We start from the raw sequence: 17991 nt of genomic DNA on the forward strand, positions 1-17991 counted from the left end.
ATTTTTGGCATAAAAATTACAGGATAAGTCAGATTGTCCTGACCCAGAGCCTGCAATCTTTATTTGTAGTGCGATTGTTAATAGTTACATGTGTGTACTTAAGGGGATTTTCAACAATGTTTATTAATATGCACGTTTGTTAATAACTTCTTTTGTAGTATTATCTTTTGTAAATACCTGCTCATCTACATACTGGATCTTATCTACTTTTTCACCTTTCATGATCTTCTTAGCTAATTCAGCTACACGAGGTCCATGAAGTGGGTTACATTCAAATTCAGCATTGATCTCTCCAGACTGAACTTTCTTTAATGCTGCTTTGATCGCATCGAAAGAAATGATCGTTACGTCTTTACCAGGTGTTTTTCCTGCTGCTTTTAATGCATCGATTGCTCCGAATGCCATGTTATCATTCTGTGCTACTACAACATCAATGTCTTTGTTCTGTTTTAAGAAAGATTCCATAACTTCCTGACCTTTTGCCTGTGTAAATTCTCCTGTCTGAGAAGCAATGATCTTGAAGTTTTTCTGATCTTTGATTCCTTCTTTAAATCCTTTTGTACGTCCGATTTCTGCAGAAGAACCAATCGTTCCCTGTAATACAGCGATGTTTACGTCACCTTTTTCTTTTCCCTTTTCTTTAATTAACCATTCAGCCGCTTTCACACCTTCTTTTTTGAAGTCTGATCCAACCCATGCTGTGATTAGTGAATCATCAGAAGTTTTGATCTGACGGTCAACTGTGATAACTGGAATGTCAGCTTTCTTTGCTTCTTTTAAAACTGTTTCCCAACCTGTTTCTGTTACAGGTGCGATTGCGATCACATCAACACCCTGTGTGATAAATTCTCTGACCGCTTTTGTCTGATTTTCCTGTTTCTGCTGAGCATCTGCAAATGATAATTTAAATCCGTTCTTTGCTGTTAATTCAGATTTCATAGACTTTGTATTCGCTACACGCCAATCACTCTCAGCTCCAACCTGTGAAAATCCGATGTTGATCTCTGAAGTTTCCTTCTTTGAAGAACCACTGTCTTTCTTGTTTCCTCCACCACAACCAGTAAGCATTGTTCCGATCATCATTGTTGCAAGTAAACCTGCAGCCACCTTCTTAATACTTCTTCTCATTATGATTTCCTCCTTTTTCTTTTTTGATTTTTTCGTTTTCCTTAATTACAAGTTATATTTTACTTGAAATTGTATTTCTTTCAATGCAATTTCTTTTGCATTTGGTGGATTATTTTATGAAATTTTTATCTTGTCTGTTTAAAGTTTGATTTTTTTTGATAATGGTTTGAATTTTTTTGATTTTTGATTATTTTTTCTCTGCTTGTCTAGTCTTCGGTACAACTACGATCACCTTAGTTCCAATATCTGGTTCACTTTCAAGGATCAACCCATATTCTTCTCCATAATATAATTTAATCCGCCGATTTACATTTGCAATTCCAAACCCTGTTGTCCTGTTTACCCATATATCTTCATACATTTCTTTATTGATCTGAACTACCTGCTCAGGCTGCATACCAACTCCATTATCTTCAACGATCAGGAATATATTATTTTCATCATCTACACTGGAAATCTTTATCATTCCTTTTTCTCTTTGTTTTTTCAATCCATGATATAATGCATTTTCTACTAATGGCTGTAAAGTGATCTTTACAATATCATTTTTCTTGATCTCATCTGGGACATCAATAGAATATTCCATAATATCCCCGTATCTTAATTGTTGTATCTTTAAATAATTTTCAACATGCTCTAATTCTTCCCTAATCGTTATCTTATCTTCTCCGTGACTTAAACTTGTACGGAAAAAGCCAGACAAGGCAGCTACCATTTCTACCACTTTGTCATCCTGATGATCAATGGCAAGCCACATGATCGTGTCCAATGTATTATAAAGGAAATGTGGATTAATCTGCTCTTGTAGTAACTGCAGCTCTTTTTTTCGAAGATTTTGTTGTTCTACTTTTACATCTTCGATCAATCTCTCTACCTTTTGTGCCATATGTTCGAAATTATTTGTTAAGATCTGCAGCTCTTCTGTTGTATTTTGAGGTCCATGTACATCAAAATTTCCCTGCGCCACTTCCTTTGTCATCTCACATAACTGTCTGACTGGATAACTAATGCTTTGCGAAATCAATTTCGATAATTTCCATGTTATCAGAGACAAAAACAGTACAGCGATCAATGTGATCGTGATCGTATGCATGATTTCTTTTTCCAGTTTTACACGCATACTCTCCATATTCCCAATCTCATAGTAAATGTATTCGGATACTTTTTCTTTAATGATCTCTGTAAATACATTCACATTTAATCTTAATCTCTGATTATTTTCCATATAATCGTTTTTTAGATCTGAGTGTTCAATTTCTTCAATGGAAATCTTCAGATTATCCAACAGTTTTCCTATCTGTCTCGTTCTTAATTTACTTTCATCTGTTACAGCATTTTTATTCAGTTCCTTTACCAGCTCCTTCGCTTCCTTAATCTCCTCATATGGTTTCATCGCATCAAAACTCTCTGCACCGATAACAATACGATACATTTTATAATCCATATCTTCTGAAAATGAGAAATTAAACTTGCTAGCTACTGATACGTTTTTTACCGCCTCATTATAACTTTCATTAAAATTTATCATGATAACAAGAAGCGTGATAATCCCCACTAACGCAGGAATTATCACGACCATCCTTAACCATTTTAGTTTTTTTTCTATTGAGAACTTCCGAAATCGAGCAATAAATTCTCTCACATATTTTTTCATTACATCCTCCTTGATCTATATTCACTCGGAGTACATCCTTGCGTTTTTTTAAACAGGTAGCTAAAGTAATGTGGATCCTTATATCCCACTTCATAGCTGATCTGTGATGCCTTCATATCTGTAAAACAAAGCATTTCTTTTGCTTTATCCATTCTGACTGATGTCAAAAATTCCACAAAAGATTTCCCTGTTTCTTGTTTAAACGTTGTACTAAAATGACTGCTGCTTAATCCAACCTGATCTGCAACATCACTCAACGATAATGTTTCTTCTTGATAATTTTTCACAATAAATTCTTTTGCCTCCGTTATCAATGAAGAATGTTTCTTCCCTAATCTTTCATTTCGCATTCTGATCGCTTGTATGATAAGTTCTTCGATATACTCCGCTGCTTTCTCTCCTGTTGAAACTGCAGCGATCTGTTGTTTGTAATCCTTAAACGTGCGATCGATATTTGCTTTCTCAACTCCCATTTTCTCAACGAATTTCATAACACCTACCTGTATATTGATCAGCATATACTGACAAAACATAAAGGAATCCATATTAGATTTTCCTAATGTCTTGGTATAATCCTCTACAAATAAATGTACAGCTTCTTCTTTTCCATTTTTCAAAAACTCTTCCAGCGATTCTGAATTTACTTTGGTAAAATCTACTTGCTGCAGATCTTCTGCTCTTTCTATCTTTTCATTATCTAATTTATCAAAAAACACCGCTTCATTCCCAGAAGACTGATACTGGTATGCAAAAGCCTTGCTTGCACTGTCGTAAGATTCCGAAAGGTTATGTAATCGTTCCACTGCATGTCCAATCCCTGCAAACCATTGTAGTTCTTTCTCTTTTTTCATACGCTTTGTCAATGCTGCAACATAATCTTTTGCCACTTGTATGGTTTCCTCTGTATTCTGTGCCTTGATCATTAAAACATAGCCCTCTGTTACACGGTGAAAAACAATCATATTTTCAAACTGGCTGCTTACTTCTTCTACGATCGTATCTTCTTTGGTACGAAGATCATATACTGCCTCTGTATCATTCTCATTCTTTGAAAATATTTTAAATAACATAAAATTGTATGCCGGTGCCATAAGATCTATTCCAAGTTCATTCCCTTGTTCCATTAATTTAGATACAGATATCTTTCCACGGATCAGATTCCCGAAAAATTGATATCTCATATTTTTCATTTGTGTTTTTATATTTTTTTGTAATTTTTTTATATCTTCTTCCTGTCTTTTTTTCTTATCAAGCTTTTGTTTTACTTTATTTAGTGCTTCTAATAACTGCTCACCAGTTACTGGTTTGGTCAGATAATCTGTTACACCGATCTTGATCGCTTCTTTTGCATAGTCAAACTCCCCATATCCAGAAAGTATGATGATCTGTATTTTGGGCATTTTTTTCTTTAAGATATCACTTAATTCAAGTCCATCCATAAATGGCATCTTGATATCTGTGATCACGATATCTGGATGTAGTTTTTCGATCATTGGAAGAGCCATCTCACCATCTGGTGCTTCTCCCGCAAATTCAAAACCATTTTCTTCCCATTTTACGTTATTCTTTATACTCTTACGAATGATCTTTTCATCTTCTACTAAAAATACTTTGATCATATTACCTTCCTCTTTTCTAAAATATTATTATACTCTCTTATAGAATTATATTCCAGAAATAAACAAGAATATATCCATACAAATAAAAAGGGGAAGGGGATATTGTATGGATATGATTCTTATTTTTTAATTTCAATCTATATTATTCTGTTTCAAATCGGTATGTTGTCACTGCTTCATACTCTTCGCCTTTTCTTAAAATAACTCTTGGCTTTTTCTCTATATTCATAGAATTAGGCAAGAATTGTGGTTCTAATGCAACACCATCTCTGTTCTCATATGGTTTTCCAAATTTACCATCACTTCCTCCTGCCAGAAAGTTTCCTGCATATAACTGCATGCATGGAAGTGTTGTTGTGATCGTTAATTTTCGTCCACTTTCTTTATCATATAAGACTGCCTGATCTTTCTCATCCTTTAACATAAAACAATGATCATAGCCTCCAACGAATCTCAACTGTTCATCATCATCATGAATCCGTTCTCCAATCTCATGAAAACTTTTAAAATCAAATGGTGTATTCTCTACATCCAAAAACTCACCTGTTGGAAGACCATTCTCATCTGCATATGCAATCTGATCTGATTTGATCATCAATTGATGATCATAGATCTTACTGTCTTTTGCTGAAAGATTAAAATAGGAATGATTGGCTATATTGATCAGTGTGTCTTGATCTGTCATTGCTTCATATTCCATCTTTAATTCATTTCCAGATAGACGATATACTATCTTTAAACAAAGACTTCCTGGAAATCCTTCTTCCATATCTGGAGAAAGATAGATAAAACGGATTCCATCTTCTAAAATCTCATAGTTAAAAATCTTCTGATTAAATCCATTTATACCACCATGAAGCGTATTCGGTCCAGAATTTACTGCAAGTTTATAGGTCTTTCCATTCAACTGAAACTCTCCATTTGCAATTCTGTTTGCAACACGTCCGATGATACATCCTAAAAATTTATCATCTTTATGACAATCTTCCACATCTTGATATCCAAGAACGACATCTCCATAATTCCCATCTCTGTCTTTTGTGAACACAGATAAAATATGACAACCAAGGTTACTCGTGATCACTTTTATCTCATCATTTTGTAATTCAAATAAGCAGACTCCATTTTGTCTTTTTTCGATCATTTTTACTTTCATCATTTTACAACACTTTCTTTTAAATTTTATCTGATATCTTTATTGATCCATTTTCATTATTTGCCTTGGCCATAGTAAGCATTTGCCCCATGTTTTCTGAAGAAATGTTTATCCTGCAGATATTGTGGTGCTGGCTTTGCTTCTGGATTTAAATGCTCGCAACGGTATGCCATCTTTGCGACTTCTTCTAAGACAACGGCATTATGAACTGCCTCGGCTGCATCAGCTCCCCATGTAAATGGTCCATGATTTGTACAAAGCACTCCTGGAACATAAACTGGATTCTTATCTTTAAATGTCTCAATGATCACCAATCCTGTATTCTTCTCATAGGCTTCTTCAATTTCTTCTTTTGTGAGGCTTCTTGCACATGGAATTTCTCCATAGAAGTAATCTGCATGTGTTGTTCCATAGCATGGAATACTTCTCCCCGCCTGTGCCCATGATGTTGCCCATGGGGAATGTGTATGTACAATTCCTCCTAAATCTTCGAATGCTTTATATAATTCAATATGCGTTGGTGTATCAGAAGATGGATTTAAATCTCCTTCCACTCTGTTTCCATCAAGATCCATGACAACCATATCTTCTGGAGAAAGTTTATCATAATCCACACCACTTGGTTTAATAACAAATAAACCACTTTCTCTATCAATTCCACTGACATTTCCCCATGTATATGTGATCAGACCTCTTTTAGGAAGTTCCATATTTGCTTCATAGACTTCTTTTTTTAATTGTTCTAACATTTTTCGTCTCCTTTTTACATGACATCAATTGCAACTCGTTCAAGTGCAAGACCTTTTTGATATTGTTTGATAAATTCATCAAAGCCTTCCACATCTTTTTCATCTGGAGCGATCGTTGTACCTTCTTCCCCTGCAAATACTTTGTCAGAAAGATAGGTATCAAGCGTCTCATCTTCTGCTTTATCCAGCATATAGGCTGCAAGGATCGCCATTCCCCATGCACCACCTTCTCCAGCTGTTTTCATAACTGATACTGGTGCATTCACAGCCGCTGCCATGATCTTTTGTCCAACACCTTCTGTTTTGAATAATCCACCATGTCCCAGCATTTTATCAACTTTGACATCTTCTTCTTTCATCAAGATATCAAGCCCCGTCTTCAAAGCTCCAAGTGCTGTGTATAGATGAACTCTCATAAAGTTTGCAAGATTAAAATTACTATCTGGTTTTCTTACAAATAATGGCCTTCCTTCTTCAAATCCTGTGATATGTTCTCCTGAGAAATAGTTGTATGCAAGTAATCCACCACAATCCTTGTCACCTTCTAATGCTTTATTGTAAAGAGTTCCATAAAGCTGATCCATATCTACATCTTCCACACCAAAGTTCTGTGCAAATTCTTTAAATAAGTTGACCCATGCATTCAGATCTGATGTACAGTTATTACAATGTACCATACCCACAAGATCACCTGATGGCGTTGTGACAAGATCGATCTCATCATAAACTTTCTTTAATTCTTTCTCTAAAACGATCATTGCAAAAACACTTGTTCCTGCAGATACATTTCCTGTTTTTCTTGTCACGCTGTTTGTCGCAACCATTCCAGTTCCTGCATCTCCTTCTGGAGGACATAAAGGAATTCCAGCTTCCAGATTACCAGATGGATCTAATAATTTTGCTCCTTCTTCGCTTAAGATACCCGCTTTATCTCCAGCTATTAAAACTTTTGGTAAGATATTTTCTAATTTCCATCCAAATTTTTTATCTTTGATCAGGTTGTCAAATGTCTTGATCATCGTCTGGTTATAATCTTTTGTTTCAATATCGATTGGGAACATTCCAGACGCTTCTCCAACACCGAGCACCTTTTCACCTGTTAATTTCCAATGGACATATCCTGCCAGTGTTGTCAGATAATCAATATCTTTTACATGTTCTTCTTCTTTTAAAATTGCCTGATACAGATGTGCGATACTCCATCTTTGAGGAATGTGATAAGAAAATGCTTCCGTTAATTTCTCAGAAGCTTCTTCTGTCATTGTATTTCTCCATGTTCGGAATGGCACTAACAATTCTCCATCTTTATCAAATGCCATATATCCATGCATCATCGCACTAAATCCGATACTTCCAACCTTAGTTAGTGTAATATCATATTTTTCTTTCACGTCGTTTACCAAGTTTTGGTAACTGTCTTGTAGTCCACTCCAGATGTCTTCTAATGTATAAGTCCATATATTATTCTCCAGACGATTTTCCCAGTCATGGCTTCCGGATGCGATCGGATGATGATCTTTGTCGATCAGTACAACTTTGATCCTTGTTGATCCAAATTCGATTCCCAATGCTGTTTTTCCATCTGCGATCATTTGCTTTGTTTCCATGATACTACCTCCATTTTCTAACGATAAACTACTTCATTCCATCTTAATTCATTCTTTAATATTCTGATATCTGTATTCTCATCAATGACAACACTCTCAATTCCCATAGCCTCTGCCCATGCAACCATCTGATCTACACTAAGATCATAAGAAAATGCTGTATGATGTGCTCCACCAGCTAAGATCCATGCCTCTGCTCCTTTATAAAGATCTGGTTTTGGTGTCCAGAATGCCGTCGCTACTGGAAGCTCTGGCATTGGTTTTTCTGTCTTTTTACAATCCACTTTATTAATGATCAGACGGAAACGATGTCCAAGATCGATCAAAGAAGTGGCTATTCCTTCTCCTTCTTTTGCTGTAAATACAAGTCTTGCAGGATCTTCACGATCTCCCATAGATAATGGATTTACTTTGATTGAAACAGGACCATCCGCGATCGTTGGGCATACTTCCAACATATGAGCTTCTAAGATACCCTCTTTTCCCGGAACAAAATTGTATGTATAATCTTCCATAAATGATGTTCCTTTGGCATCTTTCTTTCCTGCTGTCATAACTTTCATCAGTCGTACCATTGCTGCTGTCTTCCAGTCACCTTCTGCACCAAATCCATAACCTTTTTCCATTAATCTCTGAATCGCAAGTCCTGGAAGCTGTTTTAATCCACCAAGATCGCCAAAGTGTGTAACAACTGCCTGATAATCATGGTCTTTTAAGAATTTTTCCAGTCCGATCTCGATTCCTGCCTGTACCTCTACATGTTTCTTAAATTCGATCGGATCTCTGCCCTCTAATAAAAGATTGTATTTTTCATAATATAACTGTGTCAGTGCATCAATATCACCTTTGCTGACTGCATTGACATAATCTACAACTTCATTGACTGGATATGCATCGATCTCCCATCCAAATTTAATCTGTGCTTCGACTTTATCACCTTCTGTAACCGCAACATTTCTCATATTATCCGCAATCCTTACCACACGGATATTTTTACTTTCCACCATTCCGATTGCACTTCTCATCCAAGATGCGATCTTTTCTTTCACTTCTTTTGATTCATAATATCCAACAACAACTTCTCTTGGGATTCCCATTCTTGTTACGATATGTCCAAATTCCCTGTCACCATGTGCTGACTGGTTTTCATTCATAAAATCCATATCAATCGTGTCATATGGGATTTCTTCATTAAACTGTGTGTGAAGATGTAATAATGGTTTCTTAAATGCCTGTAATCCTGCGATCCATGATTTTGCTGGGGAGAATGTGTGCATCCATGTGATGACACCGGCACATTCTTCATCTGCATTTGCTTCTTCAAATGTTCTTCTGATCGAAGTACTATCAATTAATGTCGGTTTCCATACAACTTCAAATGGTAAGATACCACTTTCATTGAAATTCTGCACAATGATCTGTGCATGTTTTGCCACATGGCTTAAACATTCATCTCCATATAAATCCTGTGATCCTGTTGCAAACCAAAATTTGTAATTTTTTTTAAGTTCCATTTTTTGCCTCCCAGTTTTATATCTATTCTTGATTCCTATTTTTACATGAGTTTCCGATCACCAATTTCGGTTCGATCAAATACTCTGTTTTCATGTCTTTATCTGATCCACCTTGTATCTTTTCTAGCAACAACTGTCCTGCCATCTCGCCAAGTTTTTCCTGTGGATGAGCAATAGTCGTTAAAGAAAGTGGATGCTGATGTGCAAGCATTGAATTATCATATCCTGTAATCGACAAGTCTTCTGGAATTGAAACACCAATCTGATGCAATCCTCCAATGATTGAAAATGCGATCTGGTCATTGTAACAGACAACTGCATCCATCTTTCTTTGATCCTTTATCATCTGAACAACCGATGTTACTGGTTTCGTCTGACGATCTTCTGTATGAAACCAGACAACCATATCTGGATCATATTGATATCCTGCTTCCTGAAGTGCCATCACATAACCTTTATGTCGTTCTCTTCCTTGATGATCATCTGCTTTAAAAACTCCTACGATATGTTGATGTCCCATATCGATCAGATATTTTGTAAGCAGATAACCTCCTTTACAGTCGTCCATAAGAATGTGGGGTTTGTCTTTCATCTCCTCATAGACTCCGTGAATAAAAATGTAGGGAATTTCATATTTATCAAGATTCTCATAAAGTTTTGGATGTCTGCATACAATCTCACTTTTACTTGGCTCAATGATCAAGCCATCAATATCTTTTGTAAGAATATCTTCAAGACATGCTGTCTCTCCTCGTCTGCTATTTTCTGTTGTCTTAAAAATAATGCTGTATCCATCTTTGGAAAGGACACTGTTGATCCCTTGGATCAATCTAGGGAATATATAATCAGAAATATAGGTTGTAACCACTGCAATGTTCTTTGATTCCTTTTTATGAAGTGCCCGTTCTGTACAAAACGTTCCCTTTCCATGAACTGCAATGATATAACCTTCTTCTTCCAGAATTGACAGCGCCTTACGTACGGTATGGCGGCTAAGATCATATTCCTGTACTAGTTGATTCTCTGACGGCATCTTATCTCCCGGTTGATAGACACCAGATAAAATATCATTCTTCAGTGATTCCTTTAATGTGTGATATTTCATTTCTCCTTTGTTCTTTCCCATGCTTGACATCCTCCTTCCTTATGGTTCTTATTTTAAAACTTGTACGGTCCTCTTTACAAGTTGTTGTTTATGGTCGATATTAACAATATTTTCACTTTATTTCTATGCACTTTTAACAAAAACTATTTTTTCTATCATTCTGCTTTTCCTTTTCTACTATCTCATGCTATACTGACTATCAAGAAGGAGTAACATACGATTGGAGGATTTCATGAAAATTTTGTGTGTAACAAAATGCCCAACTGGAATGGTTCAAACCTATGTTGCGGCAGAGAAACTAGAACAGGCAGGTAAGAAACTTGGCGTTGACCTTTCTGTGGAAACACAGGGAGCTATGGGAATTCAAAATCAGTTTTCCCCTGAACAGATCGATGAAGCTGATTATATTGTGATTGCTGCTGATGTTGCGATCGACGAAGCTTCCCGCTTCGGTAATAAAAAGCTTTATGTCACATCTTTAGAAGATGCCATTGTTCATCCTGAGCAGATTTTAGAATCTCTGACAACCAAGTCATATTCTTATCAGGATGCAGCTGTATCGAATAAGAAGATTCTTGGTTAGAAAAAGCCATCACATTTATGATCTTAATGGTCACTAATGTGGTGGTTTTTTTCAAATATATGTGATGATCAGATCAAAATACAATTTGTAAATTACGTTTATTTATGTTAAACTAGAACATATATTCGAAAGGAACTGTTTGATATGGAAATCTCATCAAAAGATTTATCTTTAAATGAAAAATTGAAGATTTTAGCTGATGCAGCAAAATACGATGTCGCCTGTACTTCCAGTGGTTCTTCCCGCCGTGGAAAGAAAGGAATGCTCGGGAATACAGAGGCTGCTGGAATCTGTCATAGTTTTTCTTCGGATGGGCGCTGTGTGTCTTTGCTTAAGATTTTACTTAGCAATGAATGTATTTATGATTGTAAGTATTGTCTAAACCGAGTAAGTAATGACAGGGTTCGTACAACATTTACTCCGGACGAGATCTGTACACTTGTTGTGGAATTTTATCGAAGAAATTATATTGAAGGGTTATTTTTAAGCTCTGGAATCGTAAAGAGTCCGACTTATACGATGGAATTAATGTATCAGGCGATTTATCTGCTTCGTACAAAGTACCATTTTAATGGATATATCCATGTGAAAGCGATTCCTGGCACTTCGGATGAATTGATCACGAATATGGGATATCTTGTCGATCGTATGAGTGTGAATCTAGAACTTCCTACAATTGACGGGCTTAAGAGACTGGCTCCTCATAAGAATCCGAAGAAACTTGTTGCTCCAATTCGTCAGATTCAGAATGGAATCGTGGATCATCGGTTGATGATCGGGAAAAATGCCTCTATGGAACGTTCTCAAAGTAATAAGTATTTGAAGCATACGATCTTTCAAGAGAATCCTTATCAGCGGATTCAGACTGGTTCTTCCCCATTGACACTTGCAGATCCTTCTCTTAAGAATACTTTACGTTTGCAAAATAATGGGAAACCAGCTTCTTTTGTTCCTGCCGGTCAAAGTACACAGATGATCATTGGCGCAACTGGGGAGAGTGATCTGCAGCTTTTATCAACAACGCAGAAATTATATCAGCAGTATGACTTGAAACGTGTGTTTTATTCTGCCTATGTTCCTTTGAATGAGGATTCTAATCTGCCAGCTCTTGGAACCGCACCGCCACTTCTTCGGGAACACCGTCTGTATCAGGCAGACTGGCTGCTACGGTTTTACGGATTTAAGGCAGATGAATTACTTTCTGTAGATCGGCCGAATTTTAATACGATGCTTGATCCAAAGTGTGACTGGGCGTTACGTCACCTTGATATTTATCCAGTTGAGATCAATCGTGCTTCTTATGATGTGTTGCTTCGTGTTCCTGGAATTGGGACAAAGTCTGCATTTCGTATTGTAAAGGCACGCAAACATGGAACTCTTAATTTTGAGCATTTGAAGAAAATGGGGATTGTATTAAAACGTGCGAAGTATTTTATCACCTGCAGCGGGAAGATGATGTATCGGATACCGATTGAGGAAGATTTTATTACCAGGCAGCTGATTGGTGAGGATGGAAAGCAAAATTGGGAGATCGATCATCCACAGACCTATCGACAGCTTTCTTTATTTGATGATTTTAATTTTCAATCTGAAGTCACTGTAGAAGATTCTTCGAAAACTTTGTTTGGACAGATGTAATTTTCGTTATTTTTTTATTCTGGAGGCTATTATGACTGTTTTTACCTGTGAAGATAATTTTGATGCGATGATGACTTGTGTTTATGAGGCCTGGGCATCAAGACTTGGTCATTCCAATATTAAATTGAAGACAGAACCGATTGGGAATCTGGAATTATTCTGTGATTATCGGCATGTGGATGCTGATCCGGAGAAAACTGCCAGTGTCGTTCGTTCTATCAAGAGTAAGATTTCTTATCAGGCTTATATTATGATCTATGAAGCTGCAATGTCTGATGCCGAGGATAAATTAGATACGATTTATCGTTTTATGGTTGCTGGATTCCATTATGGTGCTCATGTTGTGGATTTTCTTCAGGAACCTGTGGTTATGCGGATGTTTGAATTGAAACGTAAAGTTGGAAATGAAGCTCATTTTCATGTGGAATTTATCCGATTTGCGAATATGCCTGGGGATGTGTTGGTAAGTCATATTGAGCCAAAGAGTAATGTATTAACTCTGGTTGCACCACATTTTTCTGATCGTCTGCCTTCTGAAAACTGGATGATCATTGATGATAAACGCTTCATCGCTGTCGTTCATCCTGCAGATCAAGATTATTATTTAACAATACTTTCAAAAGAAGAAATGGATCGGCTGTCCATTCAGACAGACGATCCGTTTATTGATCTATGGAAAGACTTTTTCAATACGATCGGAATTAAAGAACGAGAAAATCATCAGTGTCAGAGGAATCTGATGCCATTGTGGTATCGGAAACATATGACAGAATTTCAGTAATTTTCAGTTTTATAATTGTTCTTCCCTTAAATATTTCATGAACGCTTCACACCCTTCGACTACATCTCTGTATGTATCGTCAAAATTCCCTGTATACCATGGATCTGCGATGTCTCTTGGATGTTTGGAATAGTCTAATAACAGATGAATCTTTCCATCTGGGTCACCACCTGTAATACGATTCATATTTCTTAGATTCCATGCATCCATACCGATAATATAATCGTATTCTTTGTAATCTTGTTTTGTCATCTGGATGGCACGGTGTTTTAGGACTGGGATTCCTTCCTGTCTTAGTTTATTTACCGTTCCATAATGTGGTGGATTACCGATTTCTTCTCTGCTCGTTGCAGCAGAGTCGATGTAAAATTTGTCTTTTAGTCCTTGATCGTTTACCATGTGTTGGAAAACAAATTGGGTCATTGTGCTTCGGCAGATATTGCCGTGGCAGATGAATAACACTTTTATCTTGCTCATTTTATCTCCTTATATCTTCTCAAAGCCTTGTAAATACTGGCTTTCCAGCATTCATACACGTCTCTTTGAAATCATATTCTACCTCCAAGGGGACGCAACATGATATTGTTAGTATATCACGTTGTCTACACCTCGAACATCTCCTTTTTTTATTTTTTCATATTTGTCTTTTTATATTGCACTAAGTGTATCTATAAATCGTTCAAATCTTTCTTGATCTGCACACGGTTTCCGTTCCACAACAGATATTCTGCATTGGAACTATCGCTCAGAGGGTAAAATACAGTGAGCAAATGCAAAAAAAACAGCTATAAGACTCCATTTTTGAAATCTTATAGCTTTGCTATACATGATATTAAGTTGTTATTCAATATTTGGATTTCCAACGGATTAGCCGTTTGTTGTTAAATTTCTTACATCTTTCCACCATAAACAGGGAAATTTCCACTGTCACCATAGCTCTTAATTTTTTTAAAATTCTTTAACAGTTCCATGTCTTCAGCACTAATTTGAAAATCTAATTGGGCATTACTCTTCATATGTTCAGGATTACCTGTTTTTGGCAAAGAAATTGCACCAAGCTGAAGCGTATATCTAATGCAGAGCTGTGGAATTTTACTCCATTATTCAATACAATACTTCTATCAAACATTTCATTCACTTTCCTATTGTAATTTCCCATATTCTTCATCACTTACCGGTTCAAGCCATTCATTAGAACCATTTTCGCTTGGAACCTCTATTGCCAGATGAGAAAACCATTCATCCGGTGCAGCACCATGCCAGTGTTTAACACCTGTAGGAATATTAATGCAGTCACCTGGCTTCATTTCTATAGCTTCGTTGCCTTCCTCCTGATAATATCCTCTTCCGGCAACGCATACCAGAATTTGTCCCCCGCCACTTTTCGCATGATGAATATGCCAGTTATTTCTGCATCCAGGTTCGAATGTCACATTGAAAATTCCAACCTGAGAAGTGGAGATCGGTGCAAGAAAACTTCTGCCAGAAAAATACTGTGCAAACCCATCATTTGGTGCGCCGATTGGAAATACCATCTCTTTTGCATGCGCACGCATTGCATCCTCTTTGTATGGTAAATCTCCTTCGCCTGCCTCCCACACTTCCTTTGCAAGATTGAAATCAGCCCATGCTTTTGGCCAACCTGCATAGAATGCGACATGTGTGATCACTGCAGCAATCTCTTTTTGTGTTACACCATGATTTTTTGCATTTTGAAGATGATATTTTAAAGAAGAATCCGTAATTCCGGAAGCCATCAGAGCAACCACTGTGATGATACTTCTTGTCTTTACATCGATATCCTGATTATTCCAGTTTTCGCCAAAAAGCACATCATCGTTAAAATGTGCAAACTCTGGTGCAAATTCACCAAGTGCATTTCTTCCTGCTGTCTGTATTATTTTTCCCATTTTCTGTATACCTCCATAATACTGTTGTTTATAAAGAGTTTATCCAAGCACTGATTTCCTGTTTTGTTCCATGATTTAACAGTCTGCCTTCTGTAATAACTGCGTCTGATGCAGATGACTGCAATTCTTTTACAGTGTTCCCAAATCCACTTCCTCCGGATGTTGCAAAAAGCACAATCTTTTTACCACTGAAATTGTAAGTTTCTAAAAATGTATTGATGATTGTCGGAGCCACATACCACCAGATTGGGAATCCCAGAAGGATCTCGTCATAAGAACTCATATCCATCTCTTTTTTCATAATCGCCGGTCTGTATTTCTTATCACTCATTTCCACACTGCTTCGGGATTTTTTATTCATCCAGTCAAGATCAGCCTTTGTATATGGAACTTTCGGCTCAATCTCAAATAAATCCGCCTTTACTTCCTCTGCAATCATTTCTGCTACTTTTTTCGTTGTTCCGCTTGCACTGAAAAATGCCACTAATTTTTTACTCATAATAAAAAGCCCCTTTCTTTACGTATTTTTCACAAAAAAAATAGATGTATAAGATTTACATTCATCTTACACATCTATTTTAAGCTCTATCGCTTCATTATGTCTAATGCTTATATTGAATTTTATTTTATGCCTGAAAAGCATTAATCTCCTCGATCATTTTACGGACTGCCAAAGAATATGGAATATTCCGTCGCCAAGCAATCACCGTACTGGTCGTGATTTCAGGAGAAATTCTTCGCTGTACAAGAATATCCTCTCGCCAATACTTTGCAGCACCCTCAATTGAAATTGGATACCCCAGTCCATTTGCCACCATAACTCCGGCATTCGTTCCAAGATTACTCGTAAAAGCAATCTGTAATTTTGAAAAGTCTTTCCCAAACCAGTTGGCAAGTTCACTTTGAACGTTCATTCTTTCCGGCAGGATCAAGGGCTTTCCAATAAGATCTTCTTTTTTTATAAACTCTTTTTCTGCCAGCGGATCATCCGGCCGCATTCCGACACACCAGTGATCGCAATCTGTGATCCGGATATAATCCAGCCCTTCGGTGTCCACCGGCTCCATGAATAATGCAATATCTACAAGCCCTTTGTTCATCATCTCATACACTACATCTGCTGTTGCAGTATGCAATACAATCTGAACCAGCGGATATTTTTCTTTATATGTTTTACATATCTTCGCCAATGTCTCCACTGCTGCAAATTCACCGCATCCAATGGTTATCGTACTCTCTACAACCTCTTCTTTTCCTTTCAGTTCCTCAAGCGTCCTTTCCTCAAGATTAAGAATCTCCAAGGCACGCCTTTTTAATAGAATCCCCTCATCAGTAAGCGAAATTTTCTTCCCACTTCGAATAAATAATGTTATTCCCAGGTCCTCTTCAAATGCCGCCATTTGTCTGGAAAGCGTTGGCTGGGTAATATGCAATTGTTCTGCTGCTTTTGTAAAGCTCTGTTCTTTTGCTACTGTTAAAAAATAGCGTAATAATCTTAATTCCATATCTTTATATTCCTACAAATTTTTCTTATAACCCTTCTATCATGTTGCATCCCAAACATCATCTATATTTACATGTAATATCTGCACAAAATACCGTAGTTTATTTTCGCATAATATCATCCGCAAAAGGTGTAAAAATGGATTACAAATCAACTGTATACCACATCACATTTTTCCAACTTGTCATATCGCACTATCCCCTTTTACTTTTAATACGTAATCCTAAAATAATCCAAATATGCTTTATATTTATCTTGTGCTGTCAGACAGGTATCTGTCAGATATCCTTTTTCGTTGTCCCATTCCTTCAATCCACGATAATAGAACATCTTCAAATTGTCCTCAATGATGAACGGAACAATATTGTATTTCAGGCACTCCTTAAACATGATCAATCTGCCCACACGACCGTTTCCATCTTGGAATGGGTGAATCCGCTCAAACTTCACATGGAAGTCCAGAATATCCTCAAAGGTCTTTTCTTCTTTGGTGCTGTATTCCGTCAGCAAGGCTTTCATTTTATCGGCAACTTTTTCCGGAAGGGCTGTATCCCTGCCGCCAACTTCATTCGGAAGTTTCTTATAATCACCAACAGCAAACCAATCTTTTCTGGAATCGCTGGTGCCATTCTTCAAAACCAAGTGAAGTTCTTTGATGAACTTCTCCGTCAAAGCTGCTTTTGCATCATCAATAATCATGTCAATGCAACGGAAGTGATTTGCTGTTTCAGCAACTAAAAGGTATTTCATCTACAATCCTCCATCACAAACCATAACCCAAATTCAAAACATACTAATCTACTAACTAATATATCACATTATCGGCAAAAACATCATCAGTTTTACCCATAGTACCATTTTTTAGCCGATATAACGACTGTTTCCTTATTACTTCTGATAATATCGACAACAGTTTATCAACCTGGATTGGCTTTGCTATATGTCCATTCATTCCGGCTGCAATAGCATCTCTCTTATCTTCTTCAAATGCATTTGCTGTCATTGCAATAATCGGTATACTCGCTTTATCCTTATCTGACAAT

16 protein-coding genes and 1 pseudogene are annotated in these 17991 nt (G+C 36.8%); 3 read left to right on the forward strand and 14 right to left on the reverse strand.

All coding sequences use genetic code 11. The features are described 5' to 3' along the window. Positions 1–123 precede the first annotated feature (123 nt). The 8 genes from QUE18_RS09095 to QUE18_RS09130 form a co-directional block, all read right to left on the reverse strand. Complete coding sequence (locus QUE18_RS09095) at positions 124–1128, reverse strand: ABC transporter substrate-binding protein (protein ID WP_009204423.1); 1005 nt, start codon at positions 1126–1128, stop codon at positions 124–126. Positions 1129–1315: 187 nt separating this feature from the next. Next, positions 1316–2782, reverse strand: a complete 1467-nt coding sequence (locus QUE18_RS09100; protein ID WP_009204422.1) for a sensor histidine kinase — start codon at positions 2780–2782, stop codon at positions 1316–1318. Further along, positions 2782–4401 carry a response regulator gene (locus QUE18_RS09105; protein ID WP_009204421.1) on the reverse strand — a complete coding sequence of 540 codons (1620 nt, stop codon included), beginning with the start codon at positions 4399–4401 and terminating at the stop codon, positions 2782–2784. Before QUE18_RS09105 ends, QUE18_RS09100 begins: the two co-directional genes overlap by 1 nt. Positions 4402–4543: 142 nt before the next feature. Then, positions 4544–5560, reverse strand: coding sequence for an aldose epimerase family protein (locus QUE18_RS09110; protein WP_009204420.1), 1017 nt, complete (start codon positions 5558–5560; stop codon positions 4544–4546). 53 nt (positions 5561–5613) lie between these two features. Continuing rightward, entirely contained in the window at positions 5614–6306 is a 693-nt protein-coding gene (locus tag QUE18_RS09115; protein WP_009204419.1) for an L-ribulose-5-phosphate 4-epimerase, read from the reverse strand. A gap of 14 nt (positions 6307–6320) precedes the next feature. After that, complete coding sequence (locus tag QUE18_RS09120; protein ID WP_009204418.1) at positions 6321–7913, reverse strand: xylulokinase; 1593 nt, start codon at positions 7911–7913, stop codon at positions 6321–6323. A gap of 17 nt (positions 7914–7930) precedes the next feature. Beyond that, positions 7931–9427, reverse strand: a complete 1497-nt coding sequence (gene araA, locus QUE18_RS09125; RefSeq protein WP_008391952.1) for an L-arabinose isomerase — start codon at positions 9425–9427, stop codon at positions 7931–7933. A 22-nt stretch (positions 9428–9449) separates the two neighbouring features. Then, positions 9450–10553, reverse strand: a complete 1104-nt coding sequence (locus QUE18_RS09130) for a GntR family transcriptional regulator (protein ID WP_008391951.1) — start codon at positions 10551–10553, stop codon at positions 9450–9452. Positions 10554–10764: 211 nt separating this feature from the next. Here QUE18_RS09130 and QUE18_RS09135 point away from each other — a divergent pair, with 211 nt between their 5' ends. From QUE18_RS09135 to QUE18_RS09145, 3 genes are all read left to right on the forward strand, one after another. Beyond that, entirely contained in the window at positions 10765–11115 is a 351-nt protein-coding gene (locus tag QUE18_RS09135) for a PTS fructose transporter subunit IIB (protein WP_008391950.1), read from the forward strand. A 144-nt stretch (positions 11116–11259) separates the two neighbouring features. Then, positions 11260–12753 (forward strand): putative DNA modification/repair radical SAM protein, encoded by a 1494-nt coding sequence (locus QUE18_RS09140; protein WP_009204417.1) that lies wholly within the window; start codon positions 11260–11262, stop codon positions 12751–12753. Positions 12754–12784: 31 nt separating this feature from the next. Continuing rightward, positions 12785–13534, forward strand: coding sequence for a TIGR03915 family putative DNA repair protein (locus QUE18_RS09145; protein ID WP_009204416.1), 750 nt, complete (start codon positions 12785–12787; stop codon positions 13532–13534). Between the two features lie 9 nt (positions 13535–13543). Here the strand turns inward: QUE18_RS09145 and QUE18_RS09150 are convergent, their stop codons facing one another. The 6 genes and pseudogenes from QUE18_RS09150 to QUE18_RS09180 form a co-directional block, all read right to left on the reverse strand. Then, positions 13544–14011: a low molecular weight protein-tyrosine-phosphatase gene (locus tag QUE18_RS09150; protein WP_081018811.1), complete on the reverse strand. Its 468-nt coding sequence runs from the start codon at positions 14009–14011 to the stop codon at positions 13544–13546. Between the two features lie 665 nt (positions 14012–14676). Beyond that, positions 14677–15444 carry a carboxymuconolactone decarboxylase family protein gene (locus QUE18_RS09160; protein WP_009204413.1) on the reverse strand — a complete coding sequence of 256 codons (768 nt, stop codon included), beginning with the start codon at positions 15442–15444 and terminating at the stop codon, positions 14677–14679. A 28-nt stretch (positions 15445–15472) separates the two neighbouring features. Then, positions 15473–15943, reverse strand: coding sequence for a flavodoxin (locus tag QUE18_RS09165; protein WP_009204412.1), 471 nt, complete (start codon positions 15941–15943; stop codon positions 15473–15475). 127 nt (positions 15944–16070) lie between these two features. Continuing rightward, a complete protein-coding gene (locus QUE18_RS09170) occupies positions 16071–16949 on the reverse strand; it encodes a LysR family transcriptional regulator (RefSeq protein WP_009204411.1) in 879 nt (292 codons plus the stop codon). Between the two features lie 209 nt (positions 16950–17158). Next, positions 17159–17683 (reverse strand): annotated as a pseudogene (locus tag QUE18_RS09175) (Fic family protein); the annotation flags it as partial. A gap of 70 nt (positions 17684–17753) precedes the next feature. Continuing rightward, positions 17754–17990 carry a response regulator gene (locus tag QUE18_RS09180; RefSeq protein WP_008391929.1) on the reverse strand — a complete coding sequence of 79 codons (237 nt, stop codon included), beginning with the start codon at positions 17988–17990 and terminating at the stop codon, positions 17754–17756. Position 17991 lies beyond the last annotated feature (1 nt).

The sequence above is a fragment of the Anaerostipes hadrus ATCC 29173 = JCM 17467 genome, from assembly GCF_030296915.1.
Lineage (GTDB): Bacteria > Bacillota > Clostridia > Lachnospirales > Lachnospiraceae > Anaerostipes > Anaerostipes hadrus.

Excerpts from the sequence above, each read along its gene's own strand:
- QUE18_RS09095 (WP_009204423.1), bottom strand. The coding sequence starts at position 1,128 with ATGAGAAGAAGTATTAAGAAGGTGGCTGCAGGTTTACTTGCAACAATG.
- QUE18_RS09100 (WP_009204422.1), bottom strand. The coding sequence starts at position 2,782 with ATGAAAAAATATGTGAGAGAATTTATTGCTCGATTTCGGAAGTTCTCA.
- QUE18_RS09105 (WP_009204421.1), bottom strand. The coding sequence starts at position 4,401 with ATGATCAAAGTATTTTTAGTAGAAGATGAAAAGATCATTCGTAAGAGT.
- QUE18_RS09110 (WP_009204420.1), bottom strand. The coding sequence starts at position 5,560 with ATGATGAAAGTAAAAATGATCGAAAAAAGACAAAATGGAGTCTGCTTA.
- QUE18_RS09115 (WP_009204419.1), bottom strand. The coding sequence starts at position 6,306 with ATGTTAGAACAATTAAAAAAAGAAGTCTATGAAGCAAATATGGAACTT.
- QUE18_RS09120 (WP_009204418.1), bottom strand. The coding sequence starts at position 7,913 with ATGGAAACAAAGCAAATGATCGCAGATGGAAAAACAGCATTGGGAATC.
- araA (WP_008391952.1), bottom strand. The coding sequence starts at position 9,427 with ATGGAACTTAAAAAAAATTACAAATTTTGGTTTGCAACAGGATCACAG.
- QUE18_RS09130 (WP_008391951.1), bottom strand. The coding sequence starts at position 10,553 with ATGGGAAAGAACAAAGGAGAAATGAAATATCACACATTAAAGGAATCA.
- QUE18_RS09135 (WP_008391950.1), top strand. The coding sequence starts at position 10,765 with ATGAAAATTTTGTGTGTAACAAAATGCCCAACTGGAATGGTTCAAACC.
- QUE18_RS09140 (WP_009204417.1), top strand. The coding sequence starts at position 11,260 with ATGGAAATCTCATCAAAAGATTTATCTTTAAATGAAAAATTGAAGATT.
- QUE18_RS09145 (WP_009204416.1), top strand. The coding sequence starts at position 12,785 with ATGACTGTTTTTACCTGTGAAGATAATTTTGATGCGATGATGACTTGT.
- QUE18_RS09150 (WP_081018811.1), bottom strand. The coding sequence starts at position 14,011 with ATGAGCAAGATAAAAGTGTTATTCATCTGCCACGGCAATATCTGCCGA.
- QUE18_RS09160 (WP_009204413.1), bottom strand. The coding sequence starts at position 15,444 with ATGGGAAAAATAATACAGACAGCAGGAAGAAATGCACTTGGTGAATTT.
- QUE18_RS09165 (WP_009204412.1), bottom strand. The coding sequence starts at position 15,943 with ATGAGTAAAAAATTAGTGGCATTTTTCAGTGCAAGCGGAACAACGAAA.
- QUE18_RS09170 (WP_009204411.1), bottom strand. The coding sequence starts at position 16,949 with ATGGAATTAAGATTATTACGCTATTTTTTAACAGTAGCAAAAGAACAG.